We start from the raw sequence: 13224 nt of genomic DNA, 5'->3' as shown, positions 1-13224 counted from the left end.
CGCAGCGCCGAGACGGATGAGGGGTCCTCCAGAAGGCGCAGCGTATGGCGGATCTAGCGACTCCAGCTCGTCATTCCTCTTTGAATGGGTTGAGCCCTGCCGCTGGACGCCGTAAGGGAGCGCCATAGCTCATTGGACCTGCCATGCCCACAGTCGCGCCGCTCGATCTCGAAGGACATTGCGTTACTGCCGCCTTCATCGGCGATGTCCCCTTCTTTGCTTTGGCGGATGGCGTGGTGCACTGGCTCGATCACAGCCAGAAGACGGCGAAACCGCATGACGGGCTTTTGACGGCTATCGCAGACCCGGCCAAATCCAGGCTTTTGACCGGCGGCGAGGACGGCAAGCTGGCCGCCATCGGCGTGGACGGCACGATAGAAACGCTTGCCGAACTCGGCCGCAAATGGGTGACCAGCATCGCTGCAGGCCCGCAAGGCGCGGTAGCATTCGCCTCCGGCCGCAACGCCTATGTCCGCTTCGCCGACGGCAAGGTGAAGGAGTTTCAGCACCCCCGCTCGGTCGAGGGACTGGCCTTTTCGCCAAAAGGCATGCGCTTCGGCGTCGCGCGTTACAACGGCGTGACGCTGCACTTCCCGGCAGCCGAAGGAAAACCGGTCGAGCTCGAATGGGCCGGCGCGCACACCGCCATCACCTTCTCGCCGGACGCCAATTTCGTCGTCACCGCCATGCAGGAGAATGCGCTGCACGGCTGGAAGCTCGCCGATGGCAAGCACATGCGCATGAGCGGCTATCCCGCCAAGGTGAAAAGCCTTTCCTGGAGCGCCAAGGGCAGATGGCTGGCGAGTTCCGGTGCGCCTGCCGCCATCCTCTGGCCGTTCCAGAGCAAGGACGGGCCGATGGGCAAGGCGCCCTTGGAGCTCGGAACCCGCGGCAATGCGATGGTGACGGTGGTAGCCTGTCATCCCGCCGAGGACGTCGTCGCGATCGGTTATCAGGACGGCATGGTGCTCGCCGTGCGCTTCGCTGATGCCAGGGAGGTGCTCCTGAGGCGACCCGGCAAGGGCGCCATCAGCTCGATGATGTGGGACGCGGAGGGTCGCCGCATCGCCTTCGGCTCCGAAGCCGGCGACTGTGGCGTGATCGATATTTCTGCATGAGAACGTAGCAGCGCCTGCCGCCGGGTATCTGGAGCGGGATTGATGGAAATGGAGCGATCGATCCCGTTCCAGCCGTTCTTTTCGAGAATAATCTTATCCAAAATAACCTTATCCAAGAATCTGCAGATTTTTGCTGCACTGACCTTCGGTTCGGGATCTTGCCCCAGGTTTCACACCGATCCGTCATCGAACGCTGACGATGGCTCGGTATTCAGAGCGGGTTGCGTAGCATGAGCGAACAGAGTTGGCTGACGAATGAGGGGACTGCGTTTGGCTGAAGCTCACGCCAGGGAACGGCACGGCGTAGACCCCGCTCGCATCGCGGAGCTTCGAGCGCGTGAAGCGGAACGCTACCGCCGAACCCGCCGCAGGACGGAGGCGGCGATCGGAGAAGGCGCCCCCGGTTATTTCGGTGGCGTGCCCATGCACTGGATGCGCGACTGGCCGATGCCCTTCCCGCTCGTCATCGAGCGGGCGAAAGGTGCGACCATCACGGATATCGACGGCAACCAGCTCGACGACTTCTGCCTCGGTGATACCGGCTCGATGTTCGGCCACTCGCCGGTCGCGGTCTCCAAGGCGATCCGCCGCCAGGCCAAGCGCGGTCTCACCTATATGTTGCCCAGCGAGGATACGCTGGTTGTCGGCAGGCTGCTGGAGGAGACGTTCGGCCTGCCTATCTGGCAGGTCGCCACCACGGCGACGGACGCCAACCGTTTCGCCTTGCGTGTGGCTCGCGCGATCACCAACCGGCCGAAAATTCTCGTCTTCAACGGCTGCTACCATGGCGCCGTAGATGAGACCTTCGTCCGCCTCAGGGATGGCAAGCCGATCAACCGGCCGGGGCTCGCCGGAGAGTTCCGTGACTACACCCAGCAGACGCGCATAGTGGAGTTCAACGATCTCGCCGCACTCGAGCACGAGCTGGCGGATCGCGATGTCGCCTGTGTGATTACCGAGCCGGTACTGACCAACAGCTCAATGGTGCTGCCCGAACCCGGCTTCCATGAGGGGCTGCGCGAGCTCACCCGCCGCTTCGGAACACTGCTCCTCATCGACGAGACGCATACGATCTCGTCCGGTCTCGGCGGCTACACCCGCAAGCATGGCCTCGAGCCTGATCTTTTCGTGCTCGGCAAGCCTATCGCCGGCGGCGTGCCGGCCAGCATCTGGGGGATGAGCGCCGAGGTCGCGGCCCGCTACACCGACTACAACAGGAAGAAAGAGCCCGGCTATTCCGGCATGGGCACCACGCTGTCGGCCAACCCGCTGCAGTTCGCAGCCATGCGTGCGACACTCGAACAGGTCATGACGGCGGAAAACTACGCCCACATGGAGAAGCTTGCAGCGCGGCTGGAGCGCGGCCTCGCCAAGACGATCGCGCGTTATCGTTTGCCGTGGCACGTGGTCCGCGTCGGCGCCCGCGTCGAGTTCATCTGCGCGCCCGGCCCGCTCAAAAACGGCGGCGAGGCCGAGGCGGCGCATGCTCCGGAACTCGAGGCGGCGATCCATGTCGCGCTGGTCAATCGCGGAGCACTGATTGCCCCCTTCCACAATATGATGCTGGCCTCGCCGGCAACAGAACGACCGCAGGTGGACCGGCTGGTGGCGGCTTTCGGCGATATTGCCGAGCGTCTCGCGACGTGAGAGAAGCGCGCGGTCCATCTGCTCGCGAGCCCCAATTGCCAGAAAACAAAGCGTCATCAGCCGCCAATTCCCCATCCGGCTCGGGTGTCGACGAGGGCCGCTCTTTCCTCGAAGCCCATCCCGAGATCGAGGCTTTCGACATCGTGCTCACCGACGTCAACGGCGTCGGCCGAGGCAAGATCGTTCGCCGCCACGAACTGATGGGTCTCTACGAGAGCGGCAGGCATCTGCCGATTTCCGTCCTCGGCCTCGACATCACCGGCGAGGACGTCCACGAGACCGGGTTGATCTGGGATTCCGGCGACGGCGACCTGCGCGGTTGGCCGATCCCCGGAACGCTGAAGCCGCTGCACGGCACCTTGCCTGCGCGGGGCCAGGTGCTGATGTCGATGTATCACCTCGACGGCGCACCGATGACATCCGACCCGCGCCAGGCTCTGGTCCGGCAGGTAGCGGCACTTGCGGAAAGGGGCCTCAATCCAGCGGGCGCCTTCGAGCTCGAATTCTTCCTGCTCGCCAACGAGCGCGACGCCGAAGGACGCGTGCAGCCGGCTGGAGCCGTGCTCGATGGCCGCAGGAGCGGCAAGACAGAGGTTTATTCGGTCGACCATCTGCACGGCATGGAGCCGCTCTTCTCCGACATCTATGCCGCGGCCAAGAAGCAGGGCGTTCCCGCGGAAACAGTTATCTCCGAATATGCGCCCGGCCAGTACGAGCTGACGCTGAACTACCGCAAGGACGTGCTGCAGGCCGCCGACGATCTGATCATGCTGAAGCGGCTGGTGCGCGCTGCCGCGCGGCGACACGGCGTCACCGCCTGCTTCATGGCCAAGCCGATCGAGCGCTACGCCGGCTCAGGCATGCATTTCCACGTGTCGCTGGTCGATGAAACGGGCAGGAACGTCTTTTCCGAAAAGACGGAAGGCGAATGGTCGCCGACGCTTCTCCATGCGCTTGGCGGCCTCACCCGAACCATGGCAGAATCGATGCTCGTATTTGCGCCTCATGCCAATTCCTGGCGCCGCTTCGTCTCGCAGTCCTATGCGCCGGTAGCACCGACCTGGGGCGTCAACAACCGCTCCGTCGCGCTCCGCATTCCGGCGGGAGACGCAAGGAATCGCCGCATCGAGCATCGGCCGTCCGGCGTCGATGCCAATCCCTATCTGGTGGCCGCGACCGTGCTTGCCGGCATCACAAAAGGCCTGGACGAGAAGCTCGACCCGGGGCCGGAGACCAAAGGCAACGGCTATGAGAACGCCGAGGCCGCCCGCGCCGGGATGCCGGCCGACTGGCGCAGCGCCATCGAGGCGGCGAAGGCATCGGCCTTCCTGAAGTCGGCGCTCGGCGAGGACCTGCACAAGACCTTCACGGCCATCAAGCAGGCCGAATATCTGCGCGTCGCCCGGACCGTCAGCGAGCTCGATTATCATCTCTATCTGCACGAGGTGTAGATTTCCGCCTCGAACTCGCGCCTTTGGGCAGCCGTACCAAATGTTATTTGCAAGCCGCCAAAAAGAACATATCATGAACAGATGGCTGCGCTTTCGATCCTCGACAAGCTGACGATCCTATCGGATGCTGCGAAATATGACGCCTCCTGTGCCTCCTCGGGCGCCGCCGAGCGCGATTCGAGGAAGTCCAAGGGCATCGGCTCGACCAACGGGTGCGGCATCTGCCATTCCTATGCGCCGGACGGCCGCTGTATCTCGCTTCTGAAGGTCCTGCTGACCAATTTCTGCATCTACGACTGCAGCTATTGCATCAATCGTTCCTCCTCCAATGTGCGTCGCGCTCGCTTCACCGTCGACGAAGCGGTGCAGCTGACGATGACCTTCTACCGTCGCAACTACATCGAAGGCTTGTTCCTTTCCTCAGGCGTCGTGCGCTCGCCCGACGAGACCATGACGCAGATCGTCGAGGTGGCGCGCAGGCTGCGCGATGAAGAGAAGTTCGGCGGTTATATCCACCTGAAAACCATTCCGGAATGTTCGCCCGAATTGATCGAGGCTGCGGGCCGATACGCCGATCGGCTTTCCATCAACGTGGAACTGCCCACGGATGAAGGCGTGCGCAAGCTGGCTCCTGAAAAGCGACCCGAGACGATACGGCTTTCCATGGCCCGGCTCCGGTCGAAAATTGAGGAAAGCTCCGAGCCGACAGCGCAGAAACGGCAGCAGTTACCATTTGCGCCCGCCGGTCAGTCGACTCAGATGATTGTCGGCGCCGATGCCTCATCCGACGCTGATATCCTCCAGGCGAGTGCCCGTCTTTACGGGAGCTACCGCCTGCGCCGCGTTTACTATTCGGCCTTCAGCCCCATTCCCGATGCATCGGCCGTGCTGCCACTCAAGAAGCCGCCGCTCATGCGCGAGCATCGCCTTTATCAGGCCGATTGGCTAATGCGCTTTTACGGCTTTCGGCAGCCGGAAATCCTCGAAGGCTCTTCGGATGGGATGCTCGACCTGGAGATCGACCCGAAGCTCGCCTGGGCACTGCGCAACCGTGCCGCTTTCCCCGTCGACGTCAATCGTGCCGACCGCGAGCTGTTGCTGCGTGTGCCTGGTCTCGGCGTGCGGGTGATCGACCGCATTATCGAGACGCGGCGCTTCCGAAGGCTGCGGATCGAGGATGTCGGCCTGCTATGCAAGTCGATGAACAAGGTCCGCCTGTTTATTGCCTGCGAAGGCTGGTCCCCCGGCAGTCTGCTCGATGCAGCAGCCCTGCGCAGGCGGCTGGTCCCAAATCCTCGCCAGCTGAGCTTGTTCTGACAATGCTGCCGGCGCAGCGCTCCCCTCTAGGCGCCTTTGTCGTAGCCCTCGCCTGCGAAACCGATTTTCACGGCTGGCGCGACGCCGCTCGCCGGCTGGCGGTTGCAGGGATAGAGCCGGCGCATGTGCACTGGCAGGTCGCGGATCACAAGCAGGAAAGCATGTTTGGTGATCTTCAAGAACTGTCCCATGCGCCGCCGGATGCCCGCCTTACGGTGCCGCGTGAGTTCGTCGAGCGCGCGGAAATCGCGATCTGCCACACCGATCCAAACCGGTTCGCTCTGCTCTACCGCGTGCTATGGCGTCTGCGCCAGGAACCGAACCTGCTCAAGATCGCGTCCGACCCGGATATCCGGCGCATGGAGGCGCTGGAGAAGGCCGTCGATCGCGACATCCACAAGATGCGTGCCTTTGTTCGATTCAGACGTATCGAGGAGGACGGCATCGAACGATATTTGGCCTGGTTCGAGCCGGAGCATTTCATCGTGGGGCGCAACGCTCCGTTCTTCGCGCGTCGTTTCACCGGAATGCTCTGGTCGATCCTGACGCCGAAAGGTTCCGTATCCTGGGACGGCGAAGAATTATCGTTCGGCCCACCCGCATCGAAGCATGACGTGCCCTCCGAGGACGCTGCGGAAAGCCTTTGGCTGACCTATTACCGCAGCATCTTCAATCCAGCCCGGCTGATGGTTGACGCCATGCAAAAGGAGATGCCGAAGAAATATTGGCGGAACCTTCCGGAGGCCTCCGTCATTCCGGACCTGATTGCAGGAGCGGACAAGGCCGCGACCGACATGATAGCGAGAACGCCCACCACGCCGTCGGCTCATCACGCAAAAGTTCAGGCCAAGCACTGGCCGATGCGGAAGGACGACGCCGCGGTCGATGATTTGCCGGAAGATGCTACCCTGAACGAGGTCCGGGAGGCGGCGATGGGGTGCCGCCGCTGCCCGCTCTGGCGCAACGCCACACAGACCGTATTCGGCGAAGGACCTGAGGCAGCCAGCGTCGTGTTCGTCGGCGAGCAGCCGGGCGATCAGGAGGATCTTGCGGGTCAGCCCTTCGTCGGACCGGCGGGCAAGGTTTTCGACGCCATACTGGATGACGCGGAGATCGATCGCCGTAAGACCTATGTCACCAATGCCGTGAAGCACTTCAAGTTCGAGCCGCGCGGCAAGCGCCGCATCCATTCGAAGCCGAACGCCGGCGAGGTGCAGGCCTGCCGCTGGTGGCTCGACAAGGAACTGGCGCTGATCCGGCCCAACCTCGCCGTTGCCCTCGGAGCGACGGCCGCGCAGTCGCTGCTCGGTAAGGCCGTGCCCGTGACGAAGATGCGCGGTGAGGTGATCGAACGCGACGATGGGCTGAGAGTATTTATTACCATCCACCCGTCATTCATCTTGCGCATACAGGACGCAGCCGACAAGGAGGCGGAGCGGGGGCGCTTCCTAAGGGACATGCAGGCCGTGAAAAAGCTGATGGGCAGGTAGCCTAGATCTCAGCGGATCAGGATTGCCCTGAGGTCATTGACGTTCGTGCCGGTCGGGCCCGGCGCGAAGAGGTCGCCGACCGACTGGAACGCCGTCCACGCGTCATTGCGCGCCAGCATGGACTTGGCGTCGACGCCCGCGGCGCGCATGCGGCCGACGGACAACCCATCTGCGAAAGCACCCGCATTGTCTTCCGAACCATCGATGCCGTCAGTGTCTGCCGCCAGCGCATGAATGCCGGCCAGGCCGTCGATGCCAAGCGCAAGGGCGAGCAAGAATTCACTATTGCGACCGCCTTTGCCCTTGCCGCGCAGGGTCACCGTCGTCTCGCCGCCGGAAAGGATCAACACCGGCTTTGGGAATGGCCGATCGCGCGTAGCCACCTCGCGCGCGATCGCAGCGTGCACCGAACCAACTTCACGCGCCTCGCCTTCGATGGAATCCGATAAAATGACGGCTTCGATGCCGTAGCGCCTCGCCTCGGCGGCAGCGGCTTCCAGCGAAACGGCCGCGGAGGCGATGAGATGCACCTCATTGCGCGCAAAACCCGAATCCCCGGGTTGCGGCGCGTCGGCGTCCGGAGTTGCCAGATGCGCCATCACCGCGGCCGGCAATTCCATGCGGTAGGCCTCGATGATCGACAGGGCATCGGCGCGCGTTGAGGCGTCCGGGATGGTCGGGCCCGAAGCGACCAGCGCCGGGATATCGCCGGGAATGTCGGAAACCACGAGGGAGACGACTCTGGCCGGATGGGCCGCAGCGGCGAGCCGGCCGCCTTTGATCGTGGAAACATGTTTCCGGACGGTATTCATCGCAGCAATCGGCGCTCCTGAGGCAAGCAGCGCCTGGTTGACCGCGATCTCGTCCTCGAGCGTCAGGCCCGGCGGCGGTGCCGGCAGCAGCGCCGAGCCGCCGCCCGAGATCAGCGCGATCACCAGATCGTCGGCATTAAGACCGGACACCTGGTCCAGCAACGCTTGCGCGCCGGCGAGCCCAGCGGCATCGGGTACAGGGTGCGCGGCCTCGATCACCTTGATGCGCTTGGTTTCCGCGCCATAGCCGTAGCGCGTCACGACTGCGCCTTCGAGCGGTCCGTCCCATGCGTTCTCGAGCGCGGCCGCCATCTGCGCCGAGCCTTTGCCTGCGCCGACGACGATGGTGCGGCCCTTGGGCTTGGCCGGCAGATGCTGGCGAATGGTCAGTTCTGGCTGCGCCGCAGCGACGGCGGCGTCGAAGATGGCGGTGAGGAAGGCTTTGGGGTCGGGGGTCATGGGCAGGCCTTTCCTGCGCGCGTGTTTTTATGCAGCGTTGGCGCCCCTTCGCGCCTCCCTCTGTCCTGCCGGACATCTCCCCCACACGGGGGGAGATTGGACTGCCGCTTTGATTTCGCCAATCGCCAACGTTCAAAGATTGGCGAAGCCCTTGATGACAGCCGATCTCCCCCCTTGTGGGGGAGATGTCCGGCCCCTTCGACAAGCTCAGGACAGAGGGGGGCAACGTAGAGCGCCATCGTAACCAATCTGCCTACGCCCCGCCCTCGGCCGGCAACGCCAGCGCCTCCGCATCCAGCCCCAGATGCCGCGCGAGCGCTTCCACGACGACGCCATGATCCTCCCGCTCCGGCAAGCCCGAGACCGCGATCGCACCGATCACGCCGGCGCCCTTCACCGTGATCGGAAAACCCCCGCCGGCGAGCACGTAATCCTTGATGTCTAGCCCGGCTCCCGGCTTGAACGTGCGATCGGGCCGCTGCTGCTCGAGCACCATGCGGTAGGTGCTCCTGAGAAAGGTCTGCACGACATTGCGCTTGCGCCGCGCCCAATTGGCGTTGTCGGCGCTCGAGCCGGGCAGCGCGGCGTAGAACAGCGGCCTGTCCCAGGTTCGGATATCGACGACGATGGGCAGCTTCTCCTTCAGTCCACGCTCGCGGATCGCCGAACCGACGGCAAAGGCAGTCCCCTCGTCGAAAGACTGGAAGACAAGCGTGGCCTCCTGCTCGATGACCGCAGCAATATCCTCGGCGACGCCCATGCTCTCCTCCTGGTCGGTGCGGGGTTAGCTCCGGGGAAAGTTTACTTTTTTCCGCATGCGCAGGCCTTGGAAGCGCCGCCGCCTTCCTGCGGAAAAAAGTAAACTGCCCCGTGCACTAACTCGTCAGCGCAGTTTTTGCAGGTCTGCCTGCAACATAGGTCTCGACGACCGCGCGATCGTCACCAAGCGTTTGCAGCAGAAAAAGCTCTTCGGCAAGCGTCTCGATCCGCTCCATGCGCAGACGCATTGCCGGCGTGGCTCCGGAATCGAGCACGACGATGTCGGCCTCTTTGCCTGGTTCAAGCCGCCCGACCCTGTCGTCGATCGACAGCGCTTCGGCATTGCCGGCGGTGAGCTGCCAGAAGGACGCGAGCGGGTTGAGCTTCTCGCCATTGAGCGCGATCACCTTGTAGCCCTCGTCCATCGTGCGCAGCATCGAATAGCTTGTGCCGCCTCCGACATCGGTCGCCGTCGCGATCCTGAGCGGCTGTTCCCGCTTGCGGTAGCGCTGATAGTCGAACAGGCCAGAGCCGAGGAAGAGGTTCGAGGTCGGGCAGAACACGGCGACTGCGCCGCTCGCGGAGAGTGCATCCGCCTCACGCTCGGAGAGGTGTATGCAGTGGCCGATCAGGCTTTTCCTTCCGAGCAGTCCGTAATGCTCGTAGATATCCGTGTAGTCCTCCGACCACGGATAGAGTTCGCTCGTGAAGGCAATCTCGGCGTGATTTTCCGAGAGATGCGTCTGCATGTGGAGATCCGGATGCTCGCGCATCAGCGCGCTCGCCATCTCCATCTGCTCGGGCGTGGAAGTTATGGCAAAGCGCGGCGTGATCGCATAGAGCGCCCTTCCCCTGCCGTGCCAGGCTTCGATCAGCGCCTTGCTGTCGTCATAGCCCGATTGCGGCGTGTCGGTGAGGCCCTCCGGTGCGTTGCGGTCCATCATCACCTTGCCGGCGATCACCAGCATGTTGCGCTCGGCCGCCTCGGCAAAGAAGGCTTCGGCCGATTCCTTGTGCACCGAGCAGTAGGCCGCAACTGTGGTCGTGCCATGCCGCACCACCTCGTCCAGGAAGAGCCTGGCGATGCGGCGACCGTGCTGCGGGTCGAAGAAGCGCGTCTCCTCGGGAAAGGTGTATTTGTTCAGCCAATCGAGCAGTTCCGCGCCGTAGGAGGCGATGATCTGCATCTGGGGCACATGGATATGTGCGTCGATGAAGCCGGGCAGGATGAGATGCGGCCGGTGGTCGATTGTCTTCACGCCCGGGCCGGCCTGCCGTTCGACAACCGCATATGCGCCTGCAGACACGATCTTGCCGCCATCGATGAGAACGCCGCCATCCACTTCGTAGCGGCAGGCCGCGTGATCGTCGGCGCTCTCCGGCCAGCGCAGGAAAGACAGCACCCTGCCGCGAAGCAGCAAATCCGCCATCCTATTTCACCTGGGCGTCTTCAAACCACGCCGTGATCAGTGCCCGCTCCTGATCCGTAACCGCGGTGACGTTGCCCGGCGGCATGGCATGGCTGCGGCCGGCCTGAAGGTAGATCTCGCGGCCGTGCGCGGCGATGCCCTGGTCGGTATCGAGCATGACGCCTTTCGGTGCGTGGTAGATGCCCTGATAGCTCGGCTCGGCCGCGTGGCACATCGAGCAGCGGCCCATCACCGTGTCGCGCACCGCCGGGAAATGCGCGGAGGCCAACAAGGTCTGAGCCTCCGCCGAGACTTTCGGCTCGCCGGTCAGCACCTTGGGCACGGTGGAGAGCCACATGATGATGACGAACAGGATTGCCGCGGCGAGCCAGGTCCAGGTCGGATTGCCTTTCCGCGCATGCATCGTGTTGAAATAATGCCGGATCAGCACGCCGATGATGAACACCAGCGAGGCGATCACCCAGTTGAACTGGGTCGCGAACGCCAGCGGGTAGTGGTTCGACAGCATCAGGAAGAGGACCGGCAGTGTCAGGTAGTTGTTGTGCAGCGACCGCTGCTTGGCGATCTTGCCGTATTTGGGGTCCGGCTTGCGGCCTGCGATCAGATCAGCCACCACGATCTTCTGATTGGGGATGATCACCATGAAGACATTGGCCGACATGATCGTCGCGGTGATCGCGCCGAGATGGAGGAATGCGGCGCGCCCGGTGAAGAGATGGGTCAGGCCCCAGGCCATGAACACCACGATCGCATAGAGCAGGATCATCAGGCCAGTATCGGCCTTGCCGATCAGCCACCTGCAGAGAAGATCGTACACGATCCAGCCGGAAGCCAGGCAGGCCAGCGAGATCAGAATGCCGACGGGAACCGACACGTCGAGCACGTTGCGGTCTATGAGGTAAAGGTCCGCGCCGGCGTAATAGACGACGCAGAGCATCGCGAAGCCCGACAGCCAGCTGAAATAGGATTCCCATTTGAACCAGGTGAGATGGTCCGGCATCTCGGCCGGCGCCACTAGATATTTCTGGATGTGGTAGAAGCCGCCGCCATGCACCTGCCACTCCTCGCCATGGGCACCGACGGGCAATCCCGGACGCTGGCGCAGACCCAGATCGAGGGCGATGAAGTAGAAGGACGAGCCGATCCAGGCGATGCCGGTGATCACATGCAGCCAGCGCACGGCGAAGCTCAACCAGTCCCAGAATATGGCAAAATCTGTCATGCGCGGCCCCTTACCTGCAACAGGAGACTTTACGTGTTGCCCAGCAAACGGAAAGGGGCAGCTTGCACCATGACTTTCAAAAAAATCTGGAAAATAATAGGCTCACTATCTCTGAAATCGCGTGGGGCGCGCCATGGCCTATCTCGACAACATTGCCGTCTTCGTACGTGTCGTCGAGCTCGGCAACCTGTCAGCGGCCGGCCGCGACATGCGCATCTCGCCGGCCGTAGCCTCTAACCGCATCAAAGAGCTCGAGAAGCATCTCGGCGTGAGGCTCTTCAACCGTACGACGAGACAGCTCACCACCACCGAGCACGGCGCCGTCTTCTATAACGGCGCCAAGCAGGTGCTCGATGCGGTGATCGAGGCAGAGGCTGCAGTCAGCGCCCTGTCGGGACAGCCGCGCGGGACGATACGCGTCACCGCCCCGCTCGGGCTCGGCCGTCGCTTCATTGCTTCGGGCATCCCGGACTTCCGGGACAAATATCCAGAGATCGAGGTCAGGCTGCGGCTCTCCGACCACGACGTCGATTTGATGAAGGAAGGAATAGACGTCGCCTTCCGGCTCGGCCTGCTGGAGGATTCCAGCTTGAGGATGCGTGGCATCATGGATTGCGAACGGGTCCTTGTCGCAGCGCCGAAATATCTGGAGCAACGCGGCGAGCCTCAGACCCCGCAAGAGCTGATCTCCAGGCGACACGACTGCCTGATGCTGCGCTATCCGGGCGTGCGCGAGCACTTCTGGACGCTCTCGACGTCGGCCGGCCCGGCCAAGTTCGAGGTGCGCGGCCCCTTCGATTCCGACGACGGCGACGTGCTCACGGGCTGGGCGCTTGCCGGCCGCGGAATCACCAACAAGCCGCGCTTCGAGGTCGAGCCGTTCATTCGCGACAAGAGGCTGAAGGTGATCCTGCCGGACACCCCTCCGATTCCCGTCCAGCTCGCCGCCGTATACCCGCACAAGAAGCTGCAGGATCCCAAGGTGCGGCTTCTGCTCGACTTCATGGCAGAGCGCTGCCAGAGGCTGATCCGCGACATTCTTGGGAAATAGGCCGCCGAGCAAGTCCCACGAAACTGCCATGCGCTTTTGCGAGAAGAACCTGCGGCAGGCAAAGGCATCTAATCAGGCATTCCTGGGTTAGCCCACGCATGCCTGATTAGATGAATTGCTGCTCTGCGGAAGCAGGTTGCAGGACCAACTCTCATCACGAAAGTATGAAGATGATGCTCCCGCTTCTACGGCAAAGGGCGCTAGGCAATTCTTGCAGCGCAACTATCTAAATTTATGGCGGGACTTCTGAGGCTCGAATTTCGGGAGATCGTCGTGTGACGAAATTCGCGGGCATTTTGATCCTGCTCGGCACTATTGCCGGCTGCACTTCGATGGATACCGGACAAACCGGCTCGCTGACGCCCACTGGCAGTTCACCCGGGACTTCATGCAACGGCAATCCTTGGTCGTGGTGCGTCGGCTATCACGGGCGGGGATAGCTTTAGAAGTCCTGGCCGCTTTCGCCCA

General features: G+C 63.0%; 11 protein-coding genes. 7 read left to right on the top strand and 4 right to left on the bottom strand.

What is annotated here, in order from left to right:
* The first annotated feature begins 143 nt into the window (after positions 1–143).
* From SAZ10_RS24740 to SAZ10_RS24720, 5 genes are all read left to right on the top strand, one after another.
* Positions 144–1118, top strand: a complete 975-nt coding sequence (locus tag SAZ10_RS24740) for a WD40 repeat domain-containing protein (RefSeq protein WP_318612061.1) — start codon at positions 144–146, stop codon at positions 1116–1118.
* Between the two features lie 270 nt (positions 1119–1388).
* The gene (locus SAZ10_RS24735) at positions 1389–2765 is read left to right on the top strand and encodes an aspartate aminotransferase family protein (protein ID WP_318612060.1); all 1377 of its coding nucleotides are present in this window, start codon (positions 1389–1391) and stop codon (positions 2763–2765) included.
* A 35-nt stretch (positions 2766–2800) separates the two neighbouring features.
* Positions 2801–4216 (top strand): glutamine synthetase family protein, encoded by a 1416-nt coding sequence (locus tag SAZ10_RS24730; protein ID WP_318612059.1) that lies wholly within the window; start codon positions 2801–2803, stop codon positions 4214–4216.
* An 81-nt stretch (positions 4217–4297) separates the two neighbouring features.
* Positions 4298–5533 carry a putative DNA modification/repair radical SAM protein gene (locus tag SAZ10_RS24725; RefSeq protein WP_318612058.1) on the top strand — a complete coding sequence of 412 codons (1236 nt, stop codon included), beginning with the start codon at positions 4298–4300 and terminating at the stop codon, positions 5531–5533.
* A gap of 2 nt (positions 5534–5535) precedes the next feature.
* Complete coding sequence (locus tag SAZ10_RS24720) at positions 5536–7023, top strand: UdgX family uracil-DNA binding protein (protein WP_318612057.1); 1488 nt, start codon at positions 5536–5538, stop codon at positions 7021–7023.
* An 8-nt stretch (positions 7024–7031) separates the two neighbouring features.
* Here the strand turns inward: SAZ10_RS24720 and SAZ10_RS24715 are convergent, their stop codons facing one another.
* From SAZ10_RS24715 to SAZ10_RS24700, 4 genes are all read right to left on the bottom strand, one after another.
* Positions 7032–8294: a glycerate kinase gene (locus SAZ10_RS24715; RefSeq protein ID WP_318612056.1), complete on the bottom strand. Its 1263-nt coding sequence runs from the start codon at positions 8292–8294 to the stop codon at positions 7032–7034.
* 253 nt (positions 8295–8547) lie between these two features.
* Complete coding sequence (locus SAZ10_RS24710; RefSeq protein WP_318612055.1) at positions 8548–9054, bottom strand: heme-degrading domain-containing protein; 507 nt, start codon at positions 9052–9054, stop codon at positions 8548–8550.
* 115 nt (positions 9055–9169) lie between these two features.
* Entirely contained in the window at positions 9170–10483 is a 1314-nt protein-coding gene (gene guaD, locus SAZ10_RS24705; RefSeq protein WP_318612054.1) for a guanine deaminase, read from the bottom strand.
* A 1-nt stretch (position 10484) separates the two neighbouring features.
* Positions 10485–11705 carry a urate hydroxylase PuuD gene (locus tag SAZ10_RS24700; RefSeq protein ID WP_318612053.1) on the bottom strand — a complete coding sequence of 407 codons (1221 nt, stop codon included), beginning with the start codon at positions 11703–11705 and terminating at the stop codon, positions 10485–10487.
* Positions 11706–11838: 133 nt separating this feature from the next.
* Between SAZ10_RS24700 and SAZ10_RS24695 the strand changes: the two genes are divergently transcribed.
* On the top strand, positions 11839–12756 hold the full coding sequence (locus SAZ10_RS24695; RefSeq protein ID WP_318612052.1) for a LysR family transcriptional regulator: 918 nt from the start codon (positions 11839–11841) through the stop codon (positions 12754–12756).
* A gap of 275 nt (positions 12757–13031) precedes the next feature.
* Positions 13032–13196 carry a hypothetical protein gene (locus SAZ10_RS24690; RefSeq protein ID WP_318612051.1) on the top strand — a complete coding sequence of 55 codons (165 nt, stop codon included), beginning with the start codon at positions 13032–13034 and terminating at the stop codon, positions 13194–13196.
* Positions 13197–13224: the final 28 nt, after the last annotated feature.

It is taken from the genome of Mesorhizobium sp. BAC0120 (assembly GCF_033542235.1).
Classification (GTDB): domain Bacteria; phylum Pseudomonadota; class Alphaproteobacteria; order Rhizobiales; family Rhizobiaceae; genus JAWRCU01.
Note: the sequence above shows the minus strand (reverse complement) of the source record. Positions and strands in the feature narration are given on the sequence as shown.

What these genes read in the sequence shown, in the direction of transcription:
- SAZ10_RS24740 (WP_318612061.1), top strand. Translation starts at nt 144, where the DNA reads ATGCCCACAGTCGCGCCGCTCGATCTCGAAGGACATTGCGTTACTGCC.
- guaD (WP_318612054.1), bottom strand. Translation starts at nt 10,483, where the DNA reads ATGGCGGATTTGCTGCTTCGCGGCAGGGTGCTGTCTTTCCTGCGCTGG.
- SAZ10_RS24695 (WP_318612052.1), top strand. Translation starts at nt 11,839, where the DNA reads ATGGCCTATCTCGACAACATTGCCGTCTTCGTACGTGTCGTCGAGCTC.
- SAZ10_RS24725 (WP_318612058.1), top strand. Translation starts at nt 4,298, where the DNA reads ATGGCTGCGCTTTCGATCCTCGACAAGCTGACGATCCTATCGGATGCT.
- SAZ10_RS24720 (WP_318612057.1), top strand. Translation starts at nt 5,536, where the DNA reads ATGCTGCCGGCGCAGCGCTCCCCTCTAGGCGCCTTTGTCGTAGCCCTC.
- SAZ10_RS24715 (WP_318612056.1), bottom strand. Translation starts at nt 8,294, where the DNA reads ATGACCCCCGACCCCAAAGCCTTCCTCACCGCCATCTTCGACGCCGCC.
- SAZ10_RS24700 (WP_318612053.1), bottom strand. Translation starts at nt 11,705, where the DNA reads ATGACAGATTTTGCCATATTCTGGGACTGGTTGAGCTTCGCCGTGCGC.
- SAZ10_RS24710 (WP_318612055.1), bottom strand. Translation starts at nt 9,054, where the DNA reads ATGGGCGTCGCCGAGGATATTGCTGCGGTCATCGAGCAGGAGGCCACG.